The sequence below is a fragment of the Frigoribacterium sp. MEB024 genome, assembly GCF_000878135.1.
Lineage (GTDB): Bacteria > Actinomycetota > Actinomycetes > Actinomycetales > Microbacteriaceae > Frigoribacterium.
The window spans coordinates 17,039-39,521 of the sequence record NZ_JXQZ01000035.1 but is presented as its reverse complement, the minus strand read 5'-3'; the positions used below and the strand labels follow the sequence as shown (position 1 = coordinate 39,521).

The window sequence follows — 22,483 nt, the reverse complement described above, 5'->3', positions numbered from 1 at the left end:
GGCGTGATGAGAGACCACCGGCAGCCGACCGCGCGAACCGGCGCGCGCCTCTTCGACGACCCTCGGGCCGGGCGCGAGGGCGCACGGTGACCGCCGTCATCGGTCCCGTCGGCGGCGACGAACGTCCCGACCACCTGCTGCCGCAGCAAGCCGCCGAAGCCGTCCACGCCGGATTCCCCTCGCCGGCACAGGGGTACTACAACGGGCCGGTCGACCTCAACCGGCACCTGATGCGCGACCCGACCGCGACGTTCCTGGTCCGCGTCAGCGGCGACAGCATGACCGGCGCCGGCATCTTCGACGGTGACGAGCTCGTCGTCGACCGGGGCCTCGACGCGCACGACGGGCACGTGGTCGTCGCCGTCGTCAACGCCGAGCTGACGGTCAAGCGCCTCTCGTACCGGCAGGGGCAGATGGTGCTCAGCCCCGAGAACCCGGCCTACCCAGAGATCGTGCTGTCCGAGCTCGACGAGGCGACGATCTGGGGCGTCGTGACGAGGTGCCTGCACCGTGTCTGAGTCCGTCACGACCTCCAGGTCCGCCACGTCCGAGCGCAGCGTCGCCATCGTCGACGCCAACAACTTCTACGTGTCGTGCGAGCGCGTGTTCAACCCGGCCCTCGAGGGCCGACCGGTGGTCGTGCTGTCGAACAACGACGGCTGCGTCATCGCGCGCTCGCAAGAGGCGAAGGCGCTGAACGTCGACATGGCCGCACCGTGGCACAGCATCGCGCCGATCGCGGCGATGCAGGGCGTGGTCGCGGTGTCGAGCAACTACGAGCTCTACGGCGACATGTCGGCGCGGTCGGCCGAGATCCTCAGCCGGTACACCAGCGACCAAGAGGTGTACTCGATCGACGAGTCGTTCATCGAGTTGACGGGTTCGCTCGACGACACGATCGCGCAGGCCCGCGAGATCCGCCGGGCCCTGCGCAAACTTATCGGTCTGCCGGTCAGCATCGGCATCGCGCCGACCAAGACCCTGGCCAAGTTGGCCAACCGCGGCTCCAAGCAGAACGCCGCCCTTGCCGGTGTGTGCCACCTGGGCAGCTACGCCCCCGAGCAGCAGACCGCCATCCTCGCGAGCGTCGACGTCGGCGACGTCTGGGGCATCGGCCGACGTACGGCGAAGAAGCTCGCGCCGCTCGGCATCCACACCGCGGCCGACCTCCGCGACGCCGACGCGGCCCGCATCCGCTCGCGCTTCGGCGTCGTGCAGGCCCGGGTGGTGCACGAGCTGCGCGGCGTCGACTGCCTGCCGATCGAGCAGGTGCAGCCCGAGCGCGAGCAGATCCACCACTCGCGCTCGTTCGCAGTGCCCATCACGACCGTCACCGAACTCGAAGAGGTGCTGTCGGTGTACACGCAGCGCGCGGCGGCCCGGTTGCGACAGCAGGGCTCGTTGACGCGCATGATGCGGTGCTTCACCGCGACCTCGCCGTTCTCCGACAGCGCCGCCCACACGAACCATTCGGTGTCGGTGGCGTTCCCCGAGCCGACCGACGACGCCGCCCTGTTGTACCGCTCGGCCATCGCCGCCCTCGGCCCGCAGCTCGAACCCGGCAAGCGTTACGTCCGAGCCGGCGTCACCCTGATGGAGCTCACCCCGCGCGACGAACACGCGAGCCTCGACGTCTTCGGACAGGCCGACGCGGCACCGCCCGCCTACGGGGCCGTCATCGACCGGATCGCCGGCAAGTTCGGCGAAGACACCCTGGGGCTCGGCATCGCGGGTCTCCGGCACCGCCGCGGGTGGTCGATGAAGCGCGACATGGTCTCGCCGCGCGCGACCACCCATTGGGACGAACTCGCGACCGTCACGGCCCGATAGCCCGGTCGGTCGTGGCTCCGGTCGTCACCTCGGTCGTCAGTCGGCGGACACCAGGCGTCGCCACGGCCGCCAGGGTCGCCGTGACGATGATCGCGGCACAGACGAGCAGCGTCGGTCGCGTGCCGAAATGGTGTGCCGCCGGCCCGGCGAACACCTCGCCGAGCGGCACGGCCACGAACGAGCCGACCATGTCGTACGAGTAGACCCGGGCCAGGGAGGCGCGGGGAACGTTGCCCTGCAACGACTGGTCCCACGAGATGGCGAAGATCTCGAGGGCGACGCCGCCCAGCAGGAACGCCACCACCAGCGTGGGCACCGCCGGCGCCAGCCCGAGCATCGCCACCGGCATCGCCGTCACGGCCATCAGCCCCACGCCCACGGCGAGGCCGTGCCGGGGTCGCCAGCGCAGGGCGACGACGGCCCCGAGGCCGAGGCCGACGGTCTGGGCCGCGACGACGAGTCCCCAGGCCGCCCGCCCGAACGACCCGTCCGCCACGACGGGCCCGAGCACCGTCGTCGCCCCCACGAACGCGGCGTTCAGCACCGCGAACTGCGCCACCACGATCCAGACCCACGAGCGCCGGGTGAACTCCTGCCACCCGTCGCGCAGGTCGGCGAGCACCGACGAGCCCGAGCCCGTGCCCGTGCCCGTGCCCGAGCCCGTGTCTGCCGCGCCGGTCGCCGGGGTTCCCGGCCGGGCGGGCAGGCGCAGCCGCGAGTACAGCACGCCCGCGAGCGCGAACCCCGCGGCGTCGATCACCAGACCCCACCCCGGCCCGACCACCGCCACGATGCCCGCCCCGGCCGAGGCCCCGACGACGCTGCCTCCGTTCAGGCCGAGGCGCAGCAGCGCGTTGGCGGGCCGCAGCAGGGCGTCGGGCACCGTCTCGGCCACGAGAGCCGCCGCCGCGGGCAGGCTCACCGCGGCGACCGCCCCGTTCAGCACGCCCAACACGACGAGCAGCGGGATCGTCGCCGACCCCGTGATGACGAGCGTCGCGACCACGGCCTGCGTCCCGGCCGCGGCCAGCGACGTCCCGACGAGCACGACGTCGCGCCGCAGCCGGTCGGCGATCACGCCTCCGAAGAGCAGCACCGCGACGTTGGCGATCGATCGGGCGGCCACCACGAGTCCGAGGTCCGCCGCCGACCCGGTCAGGTCGAGCACGGCGAACGCGAGCGCGATCGGGGCGACGGCGTTGCCGAGCACGCCCGTCGTGCGCGCCGCGAGCAGCCAGCGGAACGTGCCGTGAGCGAGGGGGCCGCGGTGGTCGCGAGGTGCCCGGGTGACCGAGGAGGCGCCTCCTGCGTCCCCGGTCACGGTCGCCTCATCGGGAACAGCGCGGCCGTCATCGACACCGGGTTCGTGCCCGGTGTCCGGGGGCGCTGCGCGGCCGCGTGCAGGAGGGCGGAGGCGTGACCCACGTGGCGCACGACCCGCTGCCAGGTCTCGGCGTCGACCCAGAGCTCGGCGTCGGTCGAGATCTGGGGACCGTCCGCCCGCCGGGGGGAGCGGCGGCGCAGCTCGTCGGCCAGTGCGTCGACGTAGCGGGCGCGCTCGGCGTCGGTGTCGGCGTCGGTCCCGTCGGCGGTGGGCGGGACGACGGGGAACGGCTGCGCCGACGACAGGTGCCGGTAGCGCTTGGCCTCGCCGCCGCGGATGGTGACGAGCTCGACGACCTCGACGAGACCCACGCGCTCGAGCACGCGCAGGTGGTAGCTCGCGGTGGCCTGCGACAGCCCGAGCTCGCGACCGGCCTCGGCGGCGCTCATCGCGACGCCGGTGAGGAGCGACAGGAGGCGCAGACGGATCGGGTGGGCCGTGGCGCGGAGTTCGTCGAGTGCGGACATGTGGCCATGGTGCAGGCCACCCGGGCCGACCGTCAAACGGGTCTTTGGGGGTCGGCTCCGCACTCCCTGCGGAGGTCGCGAGCCTGCGCGAGCAGGGGCTAGCGGTCGAGGTCCCAGACCTGCTCGGCGTAGGACTGCGACCATCCGGCCCGGAGGCGCGTGACCGCCCGGTCGTACGAGGCCAGGAGGTCCATGCGCGGCCGGACCATGGACTGCATCTGCAGGCCCTCGTAGAGGGCGATGAGTTGCTCGGCCCCGCGATCCGGTTGCATCGTCGCCGGTTCACGACCGACGGCGACGTCCTGGGTGAGGCCTCGCAGGACGAGAGCGTGGAACTTCTGCCATTCGTGCTGCAGGGTCGGGGCCATCGGATGGCCCGGTGTCGCCGCCACGTTCAGCAGCGACGTGAGGAGGCGCATGAGAGAGGGGTCGAGGACGTTCTGCTCCACGATGCCCCGGAGGAACCGCACGGTGCCGTGGCTCTGCAGGAGGGGGATCACCGGCTCCATGCGCTCGGCGTTCCAACGGTCGACCGCGGCCATGACGAGGCCGTCCCACCGGGGGAAGTGGCGCTCGACCGTGTCGACCGGCAGGTCGGCGATCTCGGCGACGACGGCGTACGTGGTCTCGTGGAAGGCCCGCGTACGGAACGCCGTGACGACGGCCCTCACGATGCGGACCCGGGTCTCGGTGTCGTGGCTCGGGCGGACGGTGTCGTGCGGGGCGTCGGGTGTTTCCATCACTGCCTCATCCGACCATCCCCGGGGTCGGGTCGTCCAGACCCCGTTCGGGCGGTACCGGCGGTGGTTACTTCGAGGTGGCGAGGCCCACGAGCGCGGCCGAGATCAGGCCGGCGCCGACGACCGAGATGGCGATGATGAGGACGTGGAAGAACAGGACCATGGGGGCGTCGGTCTCTCTGTGAGCAGGTGGGGCGGGGTCTGGGCGGAACAGGGGTCCATCGTACCGAGGGCCCCTGGGCGCGGCACGTCCGGCGGAGCGTGGGTGTCGGCGTCGCGGCCTACGCTCGGACGATGACGACCCACCGCCTCGACCCCAGCACCGACACCGCCCACGAGGTCTTCTCGCGCGACCACGCCCCCGTGCTGACGATCGACCCCGGTGACACCGTCGTCGTGCGCTCGCTCGACGCCTCGGGTCACCTCGAGCCGCAGACCGTGCCCGGCGAGGTCACGCCGTACCTCTTCCCGACGCGGCGGGGTCACGCCCTGACCGGTCCGATCGCCGTCCGCGGAGCCCGTCCGGGCGACATGCTCCAGCTCGACCTGCTCTCGCTCACCCCCGACGACTGGGGATTCACGGTCGCCGCGGCCGCCGACACCCCGATCACCCGCCACCTCGGCCTGGTCGACGCCGAAGCCGCCTGGCTGCTCTGGAGCATCGACCACGAGGCGGGCACCGCCACCGAGAGCAGGGGCCTGCGTCGACCGATCGCGCCCTTCCTCGGCGTCATGGGACTCGCCCCCGCCGAGGCCGGAGAACACTCGACCATCCCGCCCCGCACCTCCGTGGGCGGCAACATCGACTGCCGTGACCTCGTCGCGGGCACGACCCTCTGGTTGCCGGTGGCGGTCGACGACGCCCTGCTCTACCTCGGCGACGGGCACGCGGCCCAGGGCGACGGCGAGGTCGGTGGCACCGCGATCGAGACCGGCATGACGACGGAGGCGCGGGTCGGCCTGGCGACGGACCGCCCGCTCACGACGATCCACGCCGAGACCCCCGAAGCCCGCATCACCTTCGGCTTCGACGCCGACCTCAACGTCGCCAGCGGGGACGCGCTCGCCGCGATGGTGATCTGGATGCAGCAGCTCTACGGCGTCGACGCCGCCACGGCACTGGCCTTCGCGAGCACGGTCGTCGACCTGCGCGTCACCCAGGTCGCCAACCGGACCTGGGGCGTGCACGCCGTGCTGCCTCGGGACGTGCTCGTCCCCGCCTGAGCGGCGCCGCGCCTCCTGACCGTCGACCGCGGGTCGGCGTCCGGTGGTCGCCGTTCGGCTCGCAGCGCCCCGCGCGACGGTTTGCCAACACCCCGAATTCGGCGTGCCGAATACCTCTGATCAGCACTTTTTCGGTCGAGGAGGCGCGCTCGGCATGCCAGGATCGTCAGGTTCCGAGACACCGGCGTCTCCACCCGACCGTCTCGAAAGGCGCTGCCCCCATGTCGTTCTGGGCCCTCTTCCTCATCGCGCTCGGCGTCTCCGCGGACGCCTTCGCCGTCGCCCTCGGCAAGGGCCTGCACATGACGCGCTTCAACGCGCGCCACGCGGTCGTCATCGCCCTCACCTTCGGTGCCTTCCAGGCGCTGATGCCGCTGCTGGGCTGGCTGCTCGGCTCGACCTTCGCGCAGTACATCGCGCCGTTCGACCACTGGGTCGCCTTCGGCCTGCTCGCCCTGATCGGCGGCAAGATGCTCTACGAGGCGTTCTCGTCGGGCGAGGACGACGAGAAGGACACCGACCGGCTGAACCTCCGCGAACTCGCCGTGCTCGCGATCGCCACGAGCATCGACGCCCTCGCGGTCGGCGTGACCCTGGCGTTCCTGCCGGTGTCGATCGGCTGGGCGATCCTGCTGATCGGCGTGACGACCGCCGTGCTGACCTTCGTCGGCGTGCTCGTCGGGCGCCGGGTGGGTGCGAGGTTCGGCAAGCCGGCCGAGATCGCCGGTGGCGTGATCCTGATCCTGATCGGCGTGAACATCGTGCTCGAGCACACGGGCGTCCTCGGCTGATCCCCGCGCTGCGCTCGGCGTGCCCCGCTGCGTCAGCCGCGCGGCATGCGCAGCTGCGTCAGCGCGGGCGCGTGCAGCGGCTGGGTCTCCCACAGGGCCGTGAAGGTCGCGTCCGCCTCGTCGAGCGTGAGGTGCAGGCGGTGCGGCGTCTCGACGAAGACGAGGTCGACGTGCAGCAGGTCGGCCGACCGGGTGGCGCTCGCGGCGACCGGAGCCGCGACGGAACCGGTGCCGGAGCCGGTGCCGGGGTCGGTGCCGAAGCCGTCGGTGACGACCCAGTCCTCGGCCTCGACGCGGGCCACGAGGCGGGAGTCGCCCTCGACGAGGGTGAGCGTGGTCGCGGCGTCGGCCGAGGCGCGCAGTTCGACGAGGGTGAGGCCGGGCTGGTCGTTGCCCTCGGCCGCGGTGAACGAGACGAGGCGCTCGGTGCCGGGGGAGTGCCGGTCGCCGACCCGTGCCTCCTCGTCCGCCGGTCGGACCGGTGCGGCGTCGTGCTCGGTCGGACCGGCCACCCCGGGCAGCGTCAGGTCGGCGAGGCGGGCCGCCAGCGAGTCGTCTGCCGCGGCGTCACCGACGCGGATCGTGTCCGTGCCGAACGCGGGCAGCAGGTGCGTCCACGCGGCGTCGAGCACGGCCTGCATGTCGAGCGACTGGCCGGTCAGGGCGAGCACGACGTCGTGCTCGGGCAACACGACGGAGAACTGCCCGTAGGCGCCGTCGCCGCGGTAGCCGTGGCGGGCCATCCAGAACTGGAAGCCGTAGCCCTGGGCCCAGTCGGGGTTCGACTCGCCCGCGTTCGAGACGTGCGAGCGCGTGGCCTCGGCGACCCACTCGCGCGGCAGCAGCTGCACGCCGTCCCACTCGCCCTGCTGCAGGTACAGCTGACCGAGGGCGGCGATCGCGTGGGTGGTGGCGTGCAACCCGCTGAAGCCGAGCTCACGGCCGGACGCGTCACGCTGCCACCCGACCTCGCCGATGCCGAGCGGGTCGAGCAGGCGCGGGCGCAGGTACTCGCTCAGCGACTGGCCCGTGACGCGTTGCACGATCGCGCCGGCGGCGAAGGTGCAGGGCTGGTTGTAGGCGAAGACGGTGCCGGGCTCGTCGTCGGGCGGCGTGAGCAGGAAGCCCCGGACGACGTCGACCGGGTCGACGGCGAGCGCCCGGTCGAGGGTCTCGGCACGGTGCCCGCTGGCCATCGCGAGCACGTGGCGCACGAGCATCGAGCGGCTGCGCGGGTCGGTGACCTCGTCGTCGAGTTCGGGGAAGTGGCCGAGCACGGTGTCGTCGAGCCCCATCAGCCCCTCGGCGACGGCGAACCCGACCGCGGACGAGGTGAAGCTCTTGCTGAGCGAGTAGAGGAGGTGGGCGCGGTCGGCCGAGTACGGAGCCCACCAGCCCTCGGCGACGACCTGCCCGTGGCGCAGCAGCATGATGCTGTGCGGCTCGACGCCGGCGGTGGTCTCGAGGGCGTCGACGAACGCGGCGATGCCCGCCGCGTCGACGTTCTGGGCGGAGGGCGTGTTGCGCGGCAGCGTCGTCGGAGTCACCCCCCGACCCTATGCCCGCCCCCGGTTCGCTCGGCCTCGCCCAGCCCCCGTGTGCAATTCGCGACGACTGCCGGCGCGAGCCTGGTCATGGACGGTCGTGAGCGGCGTGTCGCACGGGTTCTGTCGGGTTCGGTACGACGTTCGGGCTCTGGCAGGTCGGGTTCGGCCCGCCAGAGCGCCTCCCGGCTAGGTCGAACCCGACGCCCTGTCGTCGTCGAGCGCCCGCAGGTGGCGGTGGGGGAGGGAAGCCGAGGAGGCGCGGGTCAGGTCGCGAGGGACGCCAACCGCAGGTCGACCAGCGGCACGAGGTCCCGCGGCAGCACCACGAGCACGATCGAGCCGTCGACCTCGGTGCCCCAGCCGACCAGGTCGGGATCGGTGTCGATCAGCACGGCGTCGTGTTCGACCCCGTCGACGACGAGCACCGCTCCCGGCTGCGCATGCCGGACGGTCACGGGGGCGTCCACCACGGGCACGGCGCCGTCGGGTCGGGTGCTCCGCCCCTCGGCCGTGTTGATCAGCACGTGGTTCACGTGCCGAGCGAGATGCTCCGCCACGGGATCGCGTCCGCCCGACCGTTCCGGTTCGTCGGGTACGACCGTGGTGGCCACCGCCTCCCACAGCATCGGGTACCGGAACGCCCGCAGTCCGGCCAGGAACCACTCGGGCTGTCCGGCGTCCACCGCGTTCGCCAGGTGATGGTCGATCTCGGCGACGTTCTCGACCAGGTTGGACGGGGCACCGGGGTCGGACGGGTCGGCGACGAACACGTAGTTCAGGGCAACGGTGTCCAGCACGTCGTCGTGCGCGATCGTGCTGGGCTGCGTGAGGTCCAGGCGGGGCTGCTCGACGAACGTGTACACGGGGCGACCGAACGTCGCCGCGATCTCGGAGGCCGTGTCCGGGCGGGGGAGGTCGTGCAAGCTGGCGTTCTCGACGGGGTCCATCACCTCATGGTCGCACCCCGGCCCTCGGCCACCGCGTCGGCGAGGGGCGTCTCGGCCACCGCGTCGGCCACGACCTCGGCCTCGCGGGTGCGCTCGGCCCGCACGAAGCCGATGCCGACGACGATCAGCAGGCCGCCGCCGAGTTGCAGCGTAGTGAGGGCCTCGCCGAGCAGCAGCCAGGCGTAGAGCGCGGCGGCCGCGACCTCGAGCAGGCCGACGAACGACGCCAGGCGCGAGCCGAGCATGCTGCTGGCCGTGATGCTCGTGGCGTAGGCGACCGCCGTGGCGACGACGCCGACCACGAGCATCGGCACCCACCACGGCACGATCGCGTCGAACAGGGGCACGTCGGCCGCGGAGGTCGTGAACGGCACCAGACCGGTCAGGCCGAGCAGGCCGAGCAGTCCGGCGCCGACGAGCAGGCCCGACGCCGCCAGCGCGACCGGGGGCAGGTCGCCGCTCGGTCGGGCGGCGATCACGAAGTAAGCCGCACAGCAGACCATGGCCGCCCCGGCCAGGGCGAGCCCGACGGGGTCGAGCGCCACGCCGCCACTCGGGGCGACGACCAGCAGGAGGCCCGCGAAGGCGATCGCGGAGCCCACGAGCACCACGACCTGCGGCACACGCCGCGTGGTCGCCCAGGCCACTCCGACGAGCAGCAGCGGGGCGAGGTACTCGACGAGGATCGCGGTCCCGACCGGGATGCGCACCACCGCCGCGAAGTAGAAGACCTGCGTGCCGGCGACGCCGATCACGGCCATGCCGAGCACGCGCCGGCGGGCCCGCCAGATCGGGCCGAGCCGACCGCGGAGGGCGACCAGGGCGACGGGTGCGAGGACCACCCCGCCGATCAGGGCGCGGACGGTGACGGCCGCCACGGGGCTCCACCCCGACTCGAGCAGCGGCTTGACGAAGGGCCCCGAGAAGCCGAACGAGGCCGCGGCGAGCAGCGCGACGAGCAGGCCTGCGGTGGTCGAGGCGGGGCGCCCGTCGGCGAGGGGCGTCGTCGCGGGCGGGGTCGTGGTCGCACCGGTGCTCACGGGGACTCCTTCTGTCAGGGCCGTCGTGCACAATGGGTGGTGACGCGCCGCTTCTGTCGCGAGCGTATGACCGCCTCTCACAAGGAGTCAACTTGCATTTTGCCCCTGACACCGAAGACGTCCTCGAGTTCAACGTCGCCCTGGTCAACACCGGCGCCGGCGCGAGTCGGTCCGGTGACGACGAGCTCTCGAGCCGCGCCGAGCTGAAGGACCTGCTCGACTCGTTCGCCTTCTCGGGCCGCTTCGACCGGGACGACGCGGAACTGGCCTCGGTGCAGGGCGTCCGGGCCGAACTGCGACGCATCTGGACGCTCGAGCGCGATCTGCTCGCCGCCGAGGTCAACCGCATGCTGGCCGACAGCGTCTCGTCGCCCCGGCTCGTGCGACACGACGCCCTCGACTGGCACCTGCACGCGACGAGCGACGACGCGCCCCTCGCCGACCGCATCCGAGTCGAGTCCGCGCTCGCCCTGGTCGACGTGATCCGCACCGACGAGACCGGCCGGCTGCGAGCCTGTGCGGCGGACGACTGCGACGGCGTCTTCGTCGACCTGTCGCGCAACGGCTCGAAGCGGTTCTGCAGCGTCCGCTGCGGCAACCGCGTCAACATGATCGCCTTCCGCGAGCGCCGGGCCGACGTCGACTGAGGCGGGTTCGTCGCCGCCCGCCCCGCGTCTCGCTCGGTGCCATTCGATTGTGCACAACCAAATCGCGCACGACGTGCTACAGTCGCCGACATGACGACAGCAGCCGAGACGACGACTCCGGGCCCGGCGCCCGTGCTCGACGAGCAGATCTGCTTCGCGCTCTACAACGCCTCGCGTGCCGTCACGGCGCGGTACCGCGACCTGCTCGCCCCGCTCGGCCTCACCTACCCGCAGTACCTCGTGCTGCTGGTCCTCTGGCAGGGCGGCCCGACGACCGTCTCCGAGCTCGGCCACCAGCTGCAGCTCGAGTCGGGCACGTTGTCGCCCCTGCTCAAGCGGCTCGAGGCCCACGGCCTGGTCACGCGCACGCGCTCGGCCGCCGACGAGCGCACCGTCGACGTCGCCCTGACCGACGCCGGGGTCGCGCTCCGCGAGCAGGCCGCCGGCTTCGCCGACCAGATCTGCGGCGCCACCGGTCTCGAGCTGACCGACCTGCAGACGCTGCGAGCCGACATCGCCGCGCTCGCCGCCGCCGTCCGGGCGAACACGGCCGCCCTCACCGACCAGCACCTCTGACCCGCCTCACCGACCGACCAGAACACCCCCGAACACCCCACCCGGAGCCGACCCCGACGTCGGCCCCCTCCACGAAAGAAGGCACCACATGCCCACTCGCACCTCACGCACCGCCTGGAACGGCAGCCTCGAGACCGGCGAAGGCCAGGTCGAACTGTCGAGCTCCAAGCTCGGCACCTACGACGTCTCGTTCCCCAAGCGTGCGGCCGACGACGCCAACGGCGCGACCAGCCCCGAAGAGCTGCTCGCCGCCGCCCACTCGGCCTGCTACGCCATGCAGTTCTCGGCCGTCCTCGGCCAGGCCGGCGGCACCGTCGAGGCGCTCGACGTCAAGGCCGACGTCTCGCTCGGCCCGGACTCGGCCGGCGGCTTCAAGCTCACCGGCATCGCCCTCACCGTCCGCGGCGAGGTCTCCGGCATCGACGAGGCCGGCTTCCTCGAGGCCGCCCAGAACGCCAAAGAGACGTGCCCCGTCTCGAAGGCCCTCACCGGCGTCGAGATCACGCTCGACGCCGCGCTCGAGGCCTAGGCCCCGACCGCAGCACCGCACCGCCTCGAGAACGCAGGAGGCGCAGGTCACCCGACCCGCGCCTCCTGCGTTCTCCGCGTCACCGGCCCGACCGCGTCAGAGCCACTTCTTCCACTTGAAGACTCCCCAGATGCTCGCGCCGACCGCGACCATGGCCGCGACCGCCATCGGGTAGCCGAACTGCCAGTGCAGTTCGGGCATGTGGTCGAAGTTCATGCCGTAGACGCCGCCGACCAGGGTCGGGGCGAACAGGATGGCCGCCCAGCCCGAGATCTTCTTGACCTCGTCGTTCTGCTGCAGGCCGACCTCGGACAGTCGCCGGGTCTCCTCGTTCTGGGCGAGCCCGGCCTCGGACAGACGACGCATCTCGTCGTTCTGCGCCTGGGTGACGAGCGTCGAGTGCACCGTCAGTGCGTTCTCGAGCAGCGCGCGGAAGGTGTCGGCGCGCTCGCCGATGCGCAGCACGTGGTCGAGCACGTCGCGCAGCGAGCGCTGCAGTTCGACGTCGACGCCGTACTTGTCCGACCCGCGCAGCAGGTTCTCGAGCATGCCGCGCAGTGGGCTCGTCGCGCGCTGGAAGCTGATGACCTCGCGCAGCAGCTCGTAGATGCGTCGGGAGACCTCGGGGTCGCCGCCGAAGAGCTCGTCCTCGATCTCGTCGATGTCCTTCTCGATGCCGGCGACGACCGGGCCGTAGCCGTCGACCACCTGGTCGAGCACGGCGTAGAGCACGGCCTCGGGACCGAGCGCGAGCAGCTCGGGGTTCGACTCGAGGCGGCGGCGCACCCGGCCGAGGTCGGGGTTCTCGGCGTGCCGGATCGTGATGACGAAGCCCGGGCCGACGAACACGTGCACCTCGCCGAACTCGACCGTCTCCTCGGCGTCGAGGTAGCGGGCCGAGCGCAGCACGACGAAGAGGGTCTCGCCGAAGCGCTCGAGCTTCGCGCGCTGGTGCCCCTTGAGCGCGTCCTCGACGGCGAGCGGGTGAAGCTCGAACTCCTGGGCGATGGCGCGCACCTCGTCGGGGTCGGCGCGGTACAGGCCGATCCAGGCCATGCCCTGGTGCTCGTGCAGCAACTCGAACGTCTCGTCGAGGTTCGCCGGGCTGTCGGTGCGGTGCCCCGCGACGTAGATGCCGTTGTCGATGAGTGCCATGGTCTGCGCTCCTGCCGTTCGGGGTGCGACGACCGTCCGTCGAGGGACGATGTCGTACCGGTGGTGGTCACGACAGCCGTGCGGACGACGGGTGTGCGGTGGGGGCCGGGGCGACGCACACGGGCGACGAGACGACACCGGGGTGTCGGGTCGTCGACGACGTGCGTCGACAGGAGACGTCGGTGCCCGTGGGCATCGCTCGTGGTCGGTCGGGCCCGCAGCTCAGACGAGCGGGGCGGACGGCGCGATCACGGAGCGATGCCGCGGGGCGCCAGTACTGTCACCAGCCATCGCCGCTCACCTGCCTTCCGTCGTGCTGCCGCCGGGCCCGGTGGGGCCGTGGGCCCGCCTGGGCCGTGGGACAGCGTACCCCTGCCCGCAGGGGCGGTCGACCGTCGCCGGGCGAGGTCGGAGGGAAGGAGGCGCGTGTCGCCGTTGACCCGTGCCTCCCGCGTCCACGATCGGGTTTCGCGACCGGCAGACGGCGTCACTCTGCCACCGGTCCGACGAAGACACGAGCCTGAGTCGCTTTCGTGACCTGATCGATACGGTGGACGGATGAGCACCGTCGCCGTCACCGTCCTCCCCGCCGCCTCCGCCACCGCCGACTCCGAGGGGTCGTCGGGCGACACGTGGGGCGTCGCGCCCGCGAAGCGGGCGGTGGACGCGACCGACGCCCGCCTGGTCGAGCTCGGCGACGAGACCGAGATGATCGTCGTCGGCGGCCGCATCGACCAGGGCGAGTTGCGATCCGCGATCGAGCAGCACCCCGGCGTCCGCATCGTGCAGCTGCCGAGCGCGGGCGTCGACGCCTACGTCGAGACCATGCAGGCCACCGCCCGGGACGGTCTCGTCTTCACCAGCGCCAAGGGGGCCTACAGCGCACCCGTGGCCGAGCACGCCCTGGCGCTGACGCTGGCGACCCTGCGCTCCCTGCAGATCAGGGCCCGCGCCTCCTCGTGGGAACGCGAGCAGCGGGGCATCTCGCTGAACGGGGCGAGCGTCACCATCGTCGGCGCCGGCGGCATCGGGACCGAGCTGCTGCGCCTGCTGCAGCCGTTCGACGTCGAGGTGACGATGGTGCGCCGTACCGACGAGGACGTCCCGGGCGCGGCCCGCACCATCACGGTCGACCGCCTGGCCGAGGTGCTGCCGACGAGCGACGTCGTCGTCGTCGCCGCGGCGCTCACCGGCGGCACCCGCAGCCTGCTCGGAGCCGACGAGTTCGCCGCCATGAAGGACACGGCCGTGCTCGTCAACATCGCCCGCGGTCCGCTCGTCGACACCGACGCCCTCGTCGCGGCGCTCGCCGAGGGGCGGATCGGGGCGGCGGGCCTCGACGTCGTCGACCCCGAGCCGCTGCCCGACGGTCACCCGCTGTGGGCCGAACCCCGTGCCCTGCTCACCCCGCACCAGGCCAACACGAACGCGATGACCGAGCCGCTCTTCCAGGCCCGGGTCGAGGCGAACATCCGGGCGCTGGCCGACGGCGGTGACCCCGAGGGCGTCGTCGACGTCGAGCAGGGCTACTGATCGTCCACCTGGGAACGAACCCGACCCCGACGCGTTAGACCTGGGTAGTCGCCGCGCCGACCCGACGCGACGTTCGCGAAAGGAACCCCCGCATGCCCCTCATCGGAACATCCGACCTCGACGTCTTCCCCCTCGCCCTCGGCGGCAACACCTTCGGCTGGACGAGCGACGAGGCCGAGTCGCACTCGGTGCTCGACGCCTTCGTCGCCGGCGGCGGCAACTTCGTCGACACGGCCGACGTGTACTCGGCCTGGGCCGACGGCAACTCGGGCGGTGAGTCCGAGACGGTCATCGGCACCTGGCTCGCCCAGGGCGGCGCCTCGCGTCGTGACCGGATCGTCCTCGGCACGAAGGTCAGCCAGCACCCCGAGTTCTCCGGGCTCGGTGCCGCCAACGTCGCGGCCGCCGCCGACGCCTCGCTCACCCGTCTGCAGACGGACCACATCGACCTGTACTGGGCGCACTTCGACACCGGCGACGACCTCGTCGAGACCCTCGGCGCCTTCGACGCCCTGCAGAAGGCCGGCAAGGTGCGGCACGTCGGCATCTCGAACTTCTCGCCCGAGCGAATCACCGAGTGGGTGGAGATCGCGCGCCGTGAGGGGTTCGCGGCCCCGGTCGCCCTGCAGCCGCACTACAACCTCGTGACCCGGAAGGCATACGAGCGCGACCTGGCTCCGCTCGCCGCCACGAACCAGCTCGGCGTCACGCCGTACTTCTCGCTCGCCGCGGGCTTCCTCACCGGCAAGTACCAGACCCGCGACGACATCGCCGGGGCCCGCAGTGGCAACGTCGAGGGCTACTTCAGCGACGAGGGGCTCGACGTCGTGGCCGCCCTGCGTGACATCGCGAGTGCCCACCAGGTCGAGATCGCCACGATCGCCCTCGCCTGGCTGCAGGCCCAGCCCCGCGTCGTCGCCCCCATCGCCAGCGCCCGCACCCTCGAGCAGCTGCCCGCGTTGCTGGCCAGCGCGAGCGTCGCCCTCAGCGCCGACGAGCTCGCCGCCCTCGAGACCGTCTCGGCCCGGGTGGCCGAGTAGCGACGATGAGCAGCGTGCCCCCCGACCAGCGGTTCCACGGACGCATCGCCGGCTTCGGCACCGAGTCCGGGACGCGCGTCGTCGTCGGGCTGTGGAACCGTTCGCCGCTCGGTCGCTTCGTCGACGTCATGGTCGAGGACGCCGACGGTCACCGCACCTTGCTGGCACCGTCGCAGGCCGTCGCCGACTACGTCTCGTCGACCTACACGTTCGACGAGGTGCGGGTGCAACCCGTCTCGTGGCGCGGCGTCGACCGGACGCTGCGGGTCTCGGCGGGCCCGGACGACGCGGGCGGCGACGTGCTCGACCTGTCGCTCGAGATCGGCCCCGTGTCGCCGCTCGGGTGGCTGCTGCGGCTCGTGCCCCGGGCGTTCGCGACCCGGCCCGGCTGGCTCACGCTGATCGATCCGGTGGCCCGGCTGATCGTGCGGGGTGCCCGCACGGCGGGCACGGCCGGCGGCGGCCGTCGCGAGTACTACGGCGTGACGCTGGCCCGGCGCATCGTCGCGGTCGACGCCCGTCTCGACGGTCGTGCGCTCGGGGTGCTGGCCCCGCTCGACCCGCCCGTGCGGTTCGGCTTCGGCTCGGCGCCCGCCGACCCCAGCCTCGTCGACGTGACGACCACGATCCGCGAGCGCTGACCCGCCGCACCGTCCCCGAACTGCACCGCACCGCACTGCACCGCACCGCGTTCCGTGCACCGCACCTCGTCTCGTCGCGGTGTCGTGCACGAAACGCGGGGCGACGGGTGCCGCCCGGCCTTCCCGTCGTGCAACACGGCGTCACCGCCCGGTGGACGAGGAGGCGCGGTGCGGCACAGTAGGACGCGTGAGCACCGCAGACACCCCCGCGCCCGACCCGTCCGCCACCGTCTCGTCCGTCGCCGTCGACGCCCCCACCACCAAGAAGAAGCTGATCCTCAACCTCTTCGAGATGAACTGCGTCGGGCACATCACGCACGGCCTCTGGAGGCTGCCGCACAACCATCGCAGCGAGTACAAAGACCTGGCGTACTGGCTCGAGCTGGCCCGCCTGGCCGAACGCGGCGGTTTCGACGCGATCTTCATCGCCGACGTGCTGGGTGCCTACGACGTCTTCGGCGACAGCCCGGCGCCGGCCCTGCTCGAGGGAATCCAGGCGCCGAACAACGACCCGATGATGGTCGTGCCGGCGATGGCGGCCGTGACCGAGCACCTCGGCTTCGGCATCACGTTCTCGACGAGCTACGAGCCGCCGTTCGCCTTCGCGCGGCGCATGTCGACCCTCGACCACCTCACGAAGGGACGCGTGGGCTGGAACGTCGTCACGTCGTACCTGCCGAACGCCGCGCGCAACTTCGGCCTCGACGCCGAGATCCCCAAGGCCGAGCGCTACGCCCGCGCCGCCGAGTACCTCGACGTGCTCTACAAGTTGTGGGAGGGCTCGTGGGAGGACGACGCCGTCGTCGCCGACCCCACCGCCGACGGCCTCGAACCCGGCTCGGGCGTCTACACCGACCCCGCGAAGGTGCACGCGATCGACCACGTCGGCGAGCACTTCCGGGTCGCCGGTCCGCACCTCAGCGAGCCGTCGCCGCAGCGCACGCCCGTGCTCTTCCTCGCGACCGCGTCGCCGAAGGGCGTCGAGCAGGCGGCCCGCAACGCCGAGGTCGTCTTCACCGGCGGTCCCGCCGTCAAGGCGGTCGGCGCCGCCACGCGCGAGGCGGCCGTCGCGGCCGGGCGCTCCGCCGACGACGTGTCGTTCATCGTGCAGGCCGGCGTCATCACGGGCGAGACCGACGAGGTCGTCGCCGAGAAGCTCGCGCTCTACCGCTCGTTCGCCAGCGAGCAGGGCAAACTGATCCACCGCAGCATCCCGTTCGACGCCCCGTCGCACCCCCGCGACCGCACCGTGCGCGAGGCGCTCGAGGCCGAGGGTCGGCTCGACCACCCGGGAGCCGCCGCGCTGCCGCTCGACATCACGGTGGGCCAGCTGATCGACTCGGTCGACGAGGCCTGGGGCGGCACGTTCTTCGTCGCCGGTACACCGACGGTCGTGGCGGACGCCGTCGAGCGCTGGCTCGACGACGAGGGGATCGACGGCATCAACCTGCGCCAGTACCACTCGTTCGACACGCTGACCGACTTCGTCGAGCTGATCGTGCCCGAGCTGCGTCGACGCGGTCGACTGCGCGAGGCGTACGTGCCCGGCGAGACGCTGCGCGAGCGGCTGACCGGCGGTGGGCCCCGGCTGCCCGGGACACATCCGGCGGCGGCCTACCGCCGCTGAGCCCGGGAGGCGCGGCGCGGCCCGATGCGCCGTTCGCGTCCGTTCGGTGAGCGACCGGGCTCAGGTCGACGCGCCGACGAGGTCAGCGAGCGGCGGGGCTGCGGTACCGCGCCGGGACCGGCGGGACGCGGAGCCACGTGGTCCGGCTGACGCCCCGGCCGTCCGACCACTCGACGAAGACGGTGCCGAGGGCGACCACCGCGTCGAGCTCGACGGGGGTCGCGATGCCGAGCGGAGCCCCGGGGCGCAGCTTGTCGCGACCCCGGACGGGCCCGCCGGGCAGGTCGACGAGCACGTCGCGCGCGGGGCGTCCGACCGTGCGGAGCACCAGGCAGGTGCCGAGGGGCAGCGTGGGGTCGCTGCCGTCGTTCGGCAGGTCGAGCCAGGACAGCACGAAGGTGGCGGGTCGACGCAGGCGGGTGGCGCGTTCGCGGCGGAGGCGCGTCGGACGGGTCGAGGTCGCCGGGGCGGCCCCGACGGTGGTGACGGGGCCGAGCGTGGTCGCGGCGTCCGACGGGTCGGTCGTGCCCGGGCGTCCGGTGTCGGGCTCTGCGGTGTCCATCGTGTTCTGTTCCCCTGAAGTCGTGGTGGCGTCCGTGGTCGTGTCGTCGTCGACATGACTCTCGAACGGCTCCGTCCAGCGAACCGCACGCGGGCCCGGGGGACAACGGGGCACGGCCACCCAGTACGGGGGTGGGCCGGTCCCCAGTCCGGGGGACGCGGATCGGGGGACGCGAGCGGGGGGACGCGAGCCGGGGGAGGCGGTCCGGGGACACGGGCCGGGGCGTCGAGTCGTCTGGCTAGGCTCGACCGGTGACCACCGCCTCCTCGTCGTCCGCCCCGTCCGCCGCCGCGAGGCCGCTGCGCCGTCTCGGCTTCCTCACCATCGGCGCCTTCGAGGGCGATGACCCGACCGCCGGTCTCGAGCAGGGGCTCGAGCTGTTCGAGCGGGCCGAGGCGCTGGGTCTCGACGGCGGCTGGACGCGTACGCGGCACCTCCAGTTCGGCATCTCGTCGCCCGTCGCGTTCCTCTCGGCCGCGGCGCAGCGCACCTCGCGCCTCACCCTCGGCACGGCCGTGATGCCGCTCGGCTGGGAGAACCCGTTCCGCCTGGCCGAGGACTGGGGCACGGTCGACGTGCTGTCGCGTGGACGGCTGCAGCTGGGGGTCAGCGTCGGCGAGCCCCGCGGTTACGACGAGATCGCCCCGCACCTCTACGGCGACGCCTCCGATCACCAGGACTTCTCGTACGGCCGGGTCGAGAAGTTCCTCTCGCTCGTGCGTGGCGAGCAGGTCAGTGCGTTCGAGGGCACCGAGGGCATCGAGGTCTACACCGGGCGGGTGCAGCCGCAGAGCCCCGGTCTCGCCGACCGCGTCTGGTACGGCGCGGGCAGCCCGCGGTCCGCCGAGTGGGCGGGCCGGCAGGGCCTCGGCATGCTCATCAGCAACGTCAGCTTCGCGGGCGCGCCCGGGCCGATCGAGCCGACCCGCTTCGCCGCGTCGCAGCTCGACCAGATCCGCGCCTTCCGCGCGGTCCACCCCGCGGGTCAGGAGGCGCGGGTCGCCAAGGGCGCGGTCGTCCTGCCCACCGACACGGCCACCGCCGAGCAGCGTGCGGCGTACGAGGCCTACGCGTCCTCCCGTCGCGACCGCACGACCGTGGCCCACGGTCCCCGGGGCATGATGTTCGACCGCGACCTCGTCGGCCCGTCCGAGTGGATCGCCGAGCAGCTCCACGAGAACGCCGCGATGCGCGAGGTCGACGACCTCATCGTCGAGCTGCCCTTCGACTTCGGCCTCGCCGAGTACACGCAGGTGCTGACCGACGCCGCCGAGCGCCTCGGCCCCCTCCTCGGCTGGCAGGCCACCGACGGAGCCGAGTGAGCGCTCACTCACCGTAGGCCGCTCGCCTAGACTCGACGCAGCACCCCGAGCCGAAGGAGTCTCCATGCAGAACTGGGCCGCCAACGTCGAGTACTCGACGACCGACCTGCGTCGCCCCACGAGCCTCGACGAGCTGCGTGACGTCGTCACCGGCAGCCGCCTGGTCAAGGCCCTGGGCTCGCGCCACTCGTTCAACCGCGTCGCCGACACCGACGGCACCCTCGTCTCGCTCGACGCGCTCGGCACCCCCGTCGAGATCGACTCGGCCGCCGGCACGGTCCGCGTCGGCGCGGGCACGACGCACGCCGCCCTCGCGGGCGAGCTGCAGCGCCACGGCCTCGCCCTGCACAACCTCGCCTCGCTGCCGCACATCTCGGTCGCCGGTGCGGTCCAGACCGGCACGCACGGTTCGGGGGTCCGCAACCCCGCCCTCTCGGCGGGCGTCCGCGCCGTCGAGCTCGTGCGCGCCGACGGCAGCCTCGAGACCGTCCGCCGCGGTGACGACGCGTTCGGCGCCTCCGTCGTCTCGCTCGGCGCCGTGGGCGTCGTCACGACCCTCGAGCTCGACACCGTGCCGACCTTCGACGTCGAGCAGACCATCCACGAGCACCTGCCCTGGGCGGCCGCCCTCGAGCACCTCGACGCCGTGCTCGCCAGCGCTTACAGCCTGAGCTTCTTCACGCGGTACGACGGCGACGGGGTGGACCAGGTCTGGTCGAAGCACCGGGTCGGCGACGAGGTCGGTCTCGACCTCCGCGACCTCGGTGCGGTGCGGGCCGACGCCACCACGCACATGATCCCCGGGGCCGAGACCGCGGCCGTGACGCAGCAGGGCGGCGTGGCCGGTCCCTGGCTCGAGCGCCTGCCGCACTTCCGGTTCGACTTCACGCCGAGCGCCGGCGAAGAGATCCAGAGCGAGTTCCTGATCCCCGCCGAGCACGCCGCGGCCGCGATCGAGGGGCTGCGGGGCATCGCGCACACCTTCGCCGACGTGCTGATGGTCAGCGAGATCCGCACGATCGCCCCGGACGACGCCTGGATCAGCCCGAGCGGTGGACGTCAGAGCGTGGCCTTCCACTTCACCTGGCACCGGCGTCCCGACGAGGTGCTCGCCGTCCTGCCCGAGATCGAACGGGTGCTCGGAGCGTTCGACGCCCGCCCGCACTGGGGGAAGGTCTCGACCGCCACGCACGCCGAGCTGCGCCGGGTGTTCCCGCGTCTCGGCGACTTCGCCGCCCACGTCGAGTCGGTCGACCCCGAGGGGCGTTTCCGCAACCCGTTCCTGTCCGCGTCCGTCCTCGGAGAGCCCGCGCATGTCTGAGCCCACCCCCGTCGCCTCGGTGCCGCCGCCCGGCACCACGCCCCCCGTCGTCGAGCCCGCACCGGGTGCGCCACCGACCGCGAGGCTCGTCACGTCGCCGGTGCCGGTCTCGGGTGCGCAGGTCGTGCTCGAGCGTGCTGGCTACCGGGCCGAGATCGCCGGGGTCGGGGCCACGCTGCGCACCCTCACCTTCGAGGGCCGCGACCTGGTCGTGCCGTTCGCCGCCGACGAGGTGCGACCGGGCTTCCGCGGGGCGCTGCTCGCCCCGTGGCCCAACCGCGTGACCGACGGCCGATACGAGCGCGACGGGGTGGAGCACCAGCTGCCGCTCAACGAGGTCGAACGCGGCCACGCCCTGCACGGCCTGGCCCACTGGGCCGACTGGACGATCGACCAGGCCCAGGCCGCGAGGGCCTCGGCCTCGTTCGTGCTCGTGCCGAGCGACGGCTACCCGTGGCGACTGGCGCTGTCGGTCGTCTACGAGCTGACCGACGACGGGCTCACCACGACCGTCACGGCCCGCAACGCGGGCACGGGCGTCGCCCCCTACGGCACCGCGCCGCACCCCTACCTCGTCGCCGGCGAGGGCCGCGTCGACGACTGGTCGTTCACGTTGCCCGCCGCGAGCTACCTCGAGGTGACCGACGACCGCCTCGTGCCCGTCGGCACGCGGCCGGTCGGCGACCGTGACGGCTTCGACTTCCGCGACGGGCACGCGATCGGCGACCTCTTCGTCGACCACGCCTTCACCGACCTCGCGTTCACCGCGGTCGACGGCGCGGGCGGCCCCGCACAGGAGGCGCGGGTCACCGCCACGGTCACCGCGCGCGACGGGCACGGCGTCACCATGTCGTGGGGTGCCGAGTTGCCCTGGGTGCAGGTGCACACCGCCGATCGCCCCGAGCCCGAGAACGACCGGGTCGGGTTGGCCGTCGAGCCGATGACCTGTCCGCCGGACGCCTTCAACTCGGGTGACGACCTCGTACTGCTCGCCCCGGGCGAGGCCCACTCGGCGAGCTGGACCATCGCCGCGTTCTAGCGCGGCCCGACACCTCCGAACCAGCACGACACCCCACGAACCCGGGGAGTCGCGCTGGTTCGGGGGTGTCGCGCCGGGCCGCCCTCAGACGGCGACGGGTTCGGTCTGCCAGGTCATGGCCGAGACCGTGCCGGGCAGGCAGCGCTCGAGGGCGGCCTCGAGGGCGCGACGCGTGCGGCGGGCGGTCAGCTCGTCCCGGACGACGACGTCGAACCGCAGCGCCTCGGGCAGCTCGGTGAGCAGCACGGTTCCGGCATCGGCGAGCTGCACGAGGTACTGGCCCTCGTCGACCCGCGCGGCACGGTGCTCGGCGAGCAGGCGGCGCGACAACCAGAACAGGCCGGCGGCGTCGTACGCCGTGTGGACGGTCGCGGTCGCGGTGATCATGCGCACACTGTGACGTGACGACCGCTCACGCGCGTGAACGGCGTGTGGCGAACGTGTAAATCATGTCGCGACACGCCGGGCACGAACCGACTTGACAAGCACCTGGACCTCGTTCAGTATTGCCCAGCACCACC

23 protein-coding genes are annotated in these 22,483 nt (G+C 72.7%); 14 read left to right on the top strand and 9 right to left on the bottom strand.

Translation table 11 applies throughout. From position 1 onward, the window contains the following. Window positions 1–86: 86 nt before the first annotated feature. Both SZ60_RS08540 and SZ60_RS08535 read left to right on the top strand, forming a co-directional pair. Entirely contained in the window at window positions 87–518 is a 432-nt protein-coding gene (locus SZ60_RS08540; protein WP_148076764.1) for a LexA family transcriptional regulator, read from the top strand. Next, the gene (locus tag SZ60_RS08535) at window positions 511–1,830 is read left to right on the top strand and encodes a Y-family DNA polymerase (protein WP_043595132.1); all 1,320 of its coding nucleotides are present in this window, start codon (window positions 511–513) and stop codon (window positions 1,828–1,830) included. Before SZ60_RS08540 ends, SZ60_RS08535 begins: the two co-directional genes overlap by 8 nt. Here SZ60_RS08535 and SZ60_RS08530 read toward each other — a convergent pair. The 3 genes from SZ60_RS08530 to SZ60_RS08520 all read right to left on the bottom strand — a co-directional run bounded on the left by SZ60_RS08530 (window position 1,817) and on the right by SZ60_RS08520 (window position 4,421). Beyond that, window positions 1,817–3,151: an MFS transporter gene (locus SZ60_RS08530; RefSeq protein WP_043595131.1), complete on the bottom strand. Its 1,335-nt coding sequence runs from the start codon at window positions 3,149–3,151 to the stop codon at window positions 1,817–1,819. The two genes, SZ60_RS08535 and SZ60_RS08530, sit on opposite strands and share 14 nt — an antisense overlap. Beyond that, entirely contained in the window at window positions 3,148–3,681 is a 534-nt protein-coding gene (locus SZ60_RS08525; RefSeq protein ID WP_043595130.1) for a helix-turn-helix domain-containing protein, read from the bottom strand. Before SZ60_RS08525 ends, SZ60_RS08530 begins: the two co-directional genes overlap by 4 nt. 98 nt (window positions 3,682–3,779) lie before the next feature. Then, window positions 3,780–4,421, bottom strand: a complete 642-nt coding sequence (locus SZ60_RS08520) for a TetR/AcrR family transcriptional regulator (protein WP_043595129.1) — start codon at window positions 4,419–4,421, stop codon at window positions 3,780–3,782. Between the two features lie 294 nt (window positions 4,422–4,715). Between SZ60_RS08520 and SZ60_RS08515 the strand changes: the two genes are divergently transcribed. Together SZ60_RS08515 and SZ60_RS08510 are read left to right on the top strand one after the other, a co-directional pair. Beyond that, window positions 4,716–5,645, top strand: coding sequence for an acetamidase/formamidase family protein (locus tag SZ60_RS08515; protein WP_043595160.1), 930 nt, complete (start codon window positions 4,716–4,718; stop codon window positions 5,643–5,645). Window positions 5,646–5,866: 221 nt separating this feature from the next. Continuing rightward, the gene (locus tag SZ60_RS08510; protein ID WP_043595128.1) at window positions 5,867–6,436 is read left to right on the top strand and encodes a manganese efflux pump MntP family protein; all 570 of its coding nucleotides are present in this window, start codon (window positions 5,867–5,869) and stop codon (window positions 6,434–6,436) included. Window positions 6,437–6,468: 32 nt separating this feature from the next. Here the strand turns inward: SZ60_RS08510 and SZ60_RS08505 are convergent, their stop codons facing one another. The 3 genes from SZ60_RS08505 to SZ60_RS08495 all read right to left on the bottom strand — a co-directional run bounded on the left by SZ60_RS08505 (window position 6,469) and on the right by SZ60_RS08495 (window position 9,970). Next, a complete protein-coding gene (locus tag SZ60_RS08505) occupies window positions 6,469–7,983 on the bottom strand; it encodes a serine hydrolase (RefSeq protein ID WP_043595127.1) in 1,515 nt (504 codons plus the stop codon). A gap of 263 nt (window positions 7,984–8,246) precedes the next feature. Further along, window positions 8,247–8,930, bottom strand: a complete 684-nt coding sequence (locus SZ60_RS08500) for a hypothetical protein (RefSeq protein ID WP_043595126.1) — start codon at window positions 8,928–8,930, stop codon at window positions 8,247–8,249. Continuing rightward, window positions 8,930–9,970 carry a DMT family transporter gene (locus SZ60_RS08495; RefSeq protein WP_082059989.1) on the bottom strand — a complete coding sequence of 347 codons (1,041 nt, stop codon included), beginning with the start codon at window positions 9,968–9,970 and terminating at the stop codon, window positions 8,930–8,932. The genes SZ60_RS08500 and SZ60_RS08495 overlap by 1 nt, the downstream gene beginning before the upstream one ends. A gap of 92 nt (window positions 9,971–10,062) precedes the next feature. Between SZ60_RS08495 and SZ60_RS08490 the strand changes: the two genes are divergently transcribed. The 3 genes from SZ60_RS08490 (at window position 10,063) to SZ60_RS08480 (ending at window position 11,722) form a co-directional block, all read left to right on the top strand. After that, on the top strand, window positions 10,063–10,617 hold the full coding sequence (locus SZ60_RS08490; protein ID WP_171007356.1) for a CGNR zinc finger domain-containing protein: 555 nt from the start codon (window positions 10,063–10,065) through the stop codon (window positions 10,615–10,617). A 90-nt stretch (window positions 10,618–10,707) separates the two neighbouring features. Next, window positions 10,708–11,193, top strand: coding sequence for a MarR family winged helix-turn-helix transcriptional regulator (locus tag SZ60_RS08485; RefSeq protein WP_043595125.1), 486 nt, complete (start codon window positions 10,708–10,710; stop codon window positions 11,191–11,193). A gap of 88 nt (window positions 11,194–11,281) precedes the next feature. Next, window positions 11,282–11,722, top strand: coding sequence for an OsmC family peroxiredoxin (locus SZ60_RS08480; protein ID WP_043595124.1), 441 nt, complete (start codon window positions 11,282–11,284; stop codon window positions 11,720–11,722). 96 nt (window positions 11,723–11,818) lie between these two features. Here SZ60_RS08480 and SZ60_RS08475 read toward each other — a convergent pair whose 3' ends face one another. Then, entirely contained in the window at window positions 11,819–12,877 is a 1,059-nt protein-coding gene (locus SZ60_RS08475; RefSeq protein ID WP_043595123.1) for a magnesium and cobalt transport protein CorA, read from the bottom strand. Window positions 12,878–13,435: 558 nt separating this feature from the next. Here SZ60_RS08475 and SZ60_RS08470 point away from each other — a divergent pair. The 4 genes from SZ60_RS08470 (at window position 13,436) to SZ60_RS08455 (ending at window position 17,718) form a co-directional block, all read left to right on the top strand. After that, entirely contained in the window at window positions 13,436–14,410 is a 975-nt protein-coding gene (locus SZ60_RS08470) for a D-isomer specific 2-hydroxyacid dehydrogenase family protein (protein ID WP_156155548.1), read from the top strand. A gap of 92 nt (window positions 14,411–14,502) precedes the next feature. Next, window positions 14,503–15,450, top strand: a complete 948-nt coding sequence (locus SZ60_RS08465; protein WP_043595122.1) for an aldo/keto reductase — start codon at window positions 14,503–14,505, stop codon at window positions 15,448–15,450. Between the two features lie 5 nt (window positions 15,451–15,455). Continuing rightward, window positions 15,456–16,091 carry a hypothetical protein gene (locus SZ60_RS08460; RefSeq protein ID WP_043595121.1) on the top strand — a complete coding sequence of 212 codons (636 nt, stop codon included), beginning with the start codon at window positions 15,456–15,458 and terminating at the stop codon, window positions 16,089–16,091. 187 nt (window positions 16,092–16,278) lie between these two features. Then, window positions 16,279–17,718, top strand: coding sequence for an NtaA/DmoA family FMN-dependent monooxygenase (locus tag SZ60_RS08455; RefSeq protein ID WP_231567090.1), 1,440 nt, complete (start codon window positions 16,279–16,281; stop codon window positions 17,716–17,718). Between the two features lie 82 nt (window positions 17,719–17,800). Here SZ60_RS08455 and SZ60_RS08450 read toward each other — a convergent pair whose 3' ends face one another. Then, a complete protein-coding gene (locus SZ60_RS08450; protein WP_043595120.1) occupies window positions 17,801–18,280 on the bottom strand; it encodes a hypothetical protein in 480 nt (159 codons plus the stop codon). Window positions 18,281–18,531: 251 nt separating this feature from the next. Here SZ60_RS08450 and SZ60_RS08445 point away from each other — a divergent pair, with 251 nt between their 5' ends. The 3 genes from SZ60_RS08445 (at window position 18,532) to SZ60_RS08435 (ending at window position 21,962) form a co-directional block, all read left to right on the top strand. Then, window positions 18,532–19,602, top strand: a complete 1,071-nt coding sequence (locus SZ60_RS08445; RefSeq protein ID WP_043595119.1) for an LLM class flavin-dependent oxidoreductase — start codon at window positions 18,532–18,534, stop codon at window positions 19,600–19,602. A 64-nt stretch (window positions 19,603–19,666) separates the two neighbouring features. Then, window positions 19,667–20,923 (top strand): D-arabinono-1,4-lactone oxidase, encoded by a 1,257-nt coding sequence (locus tag SZ60_RS08440; RefSeq protein ID WP_043595118.1) that lies wholly within the window; start codon window positions 19,667–19,669, stop codon window positions 20,921–20,923. Then, complete coding sequence (locus SZ60_RS08435) at window positions 20,916–21,962, top strand: aldose 1-epimerase family protein (RefSeq protein WP_082059987.1); 1,047 nt, start codon at window positions 20,916–20,918, stop codon at window positions 21,960–21,962. The genes SZ60_RS08440 and SZ60_RS08435 overlap by 8 nt, the downstream gene beginning before the upstream one ends. 84 nt (window positions 21,963–22,046) lie before the next feature. Here SZ60_RS08435 and SZ60_RS08430 read toward each other — a convergent pair whose 3' ends face one another. Then, complete coding sequence (locus tag SZ60_RS08430) at window positions 22,047–22,349, bottom strand: hypothetical protein (RefSeq protein ID WP_043595117.1); 303 nt, start codon at window positions 22,347–22,349, stop codon at window positions 22,047–22,049. Between the last annotated feature and the right edge of the window lie 134 nt (window positions 22,350–22,483).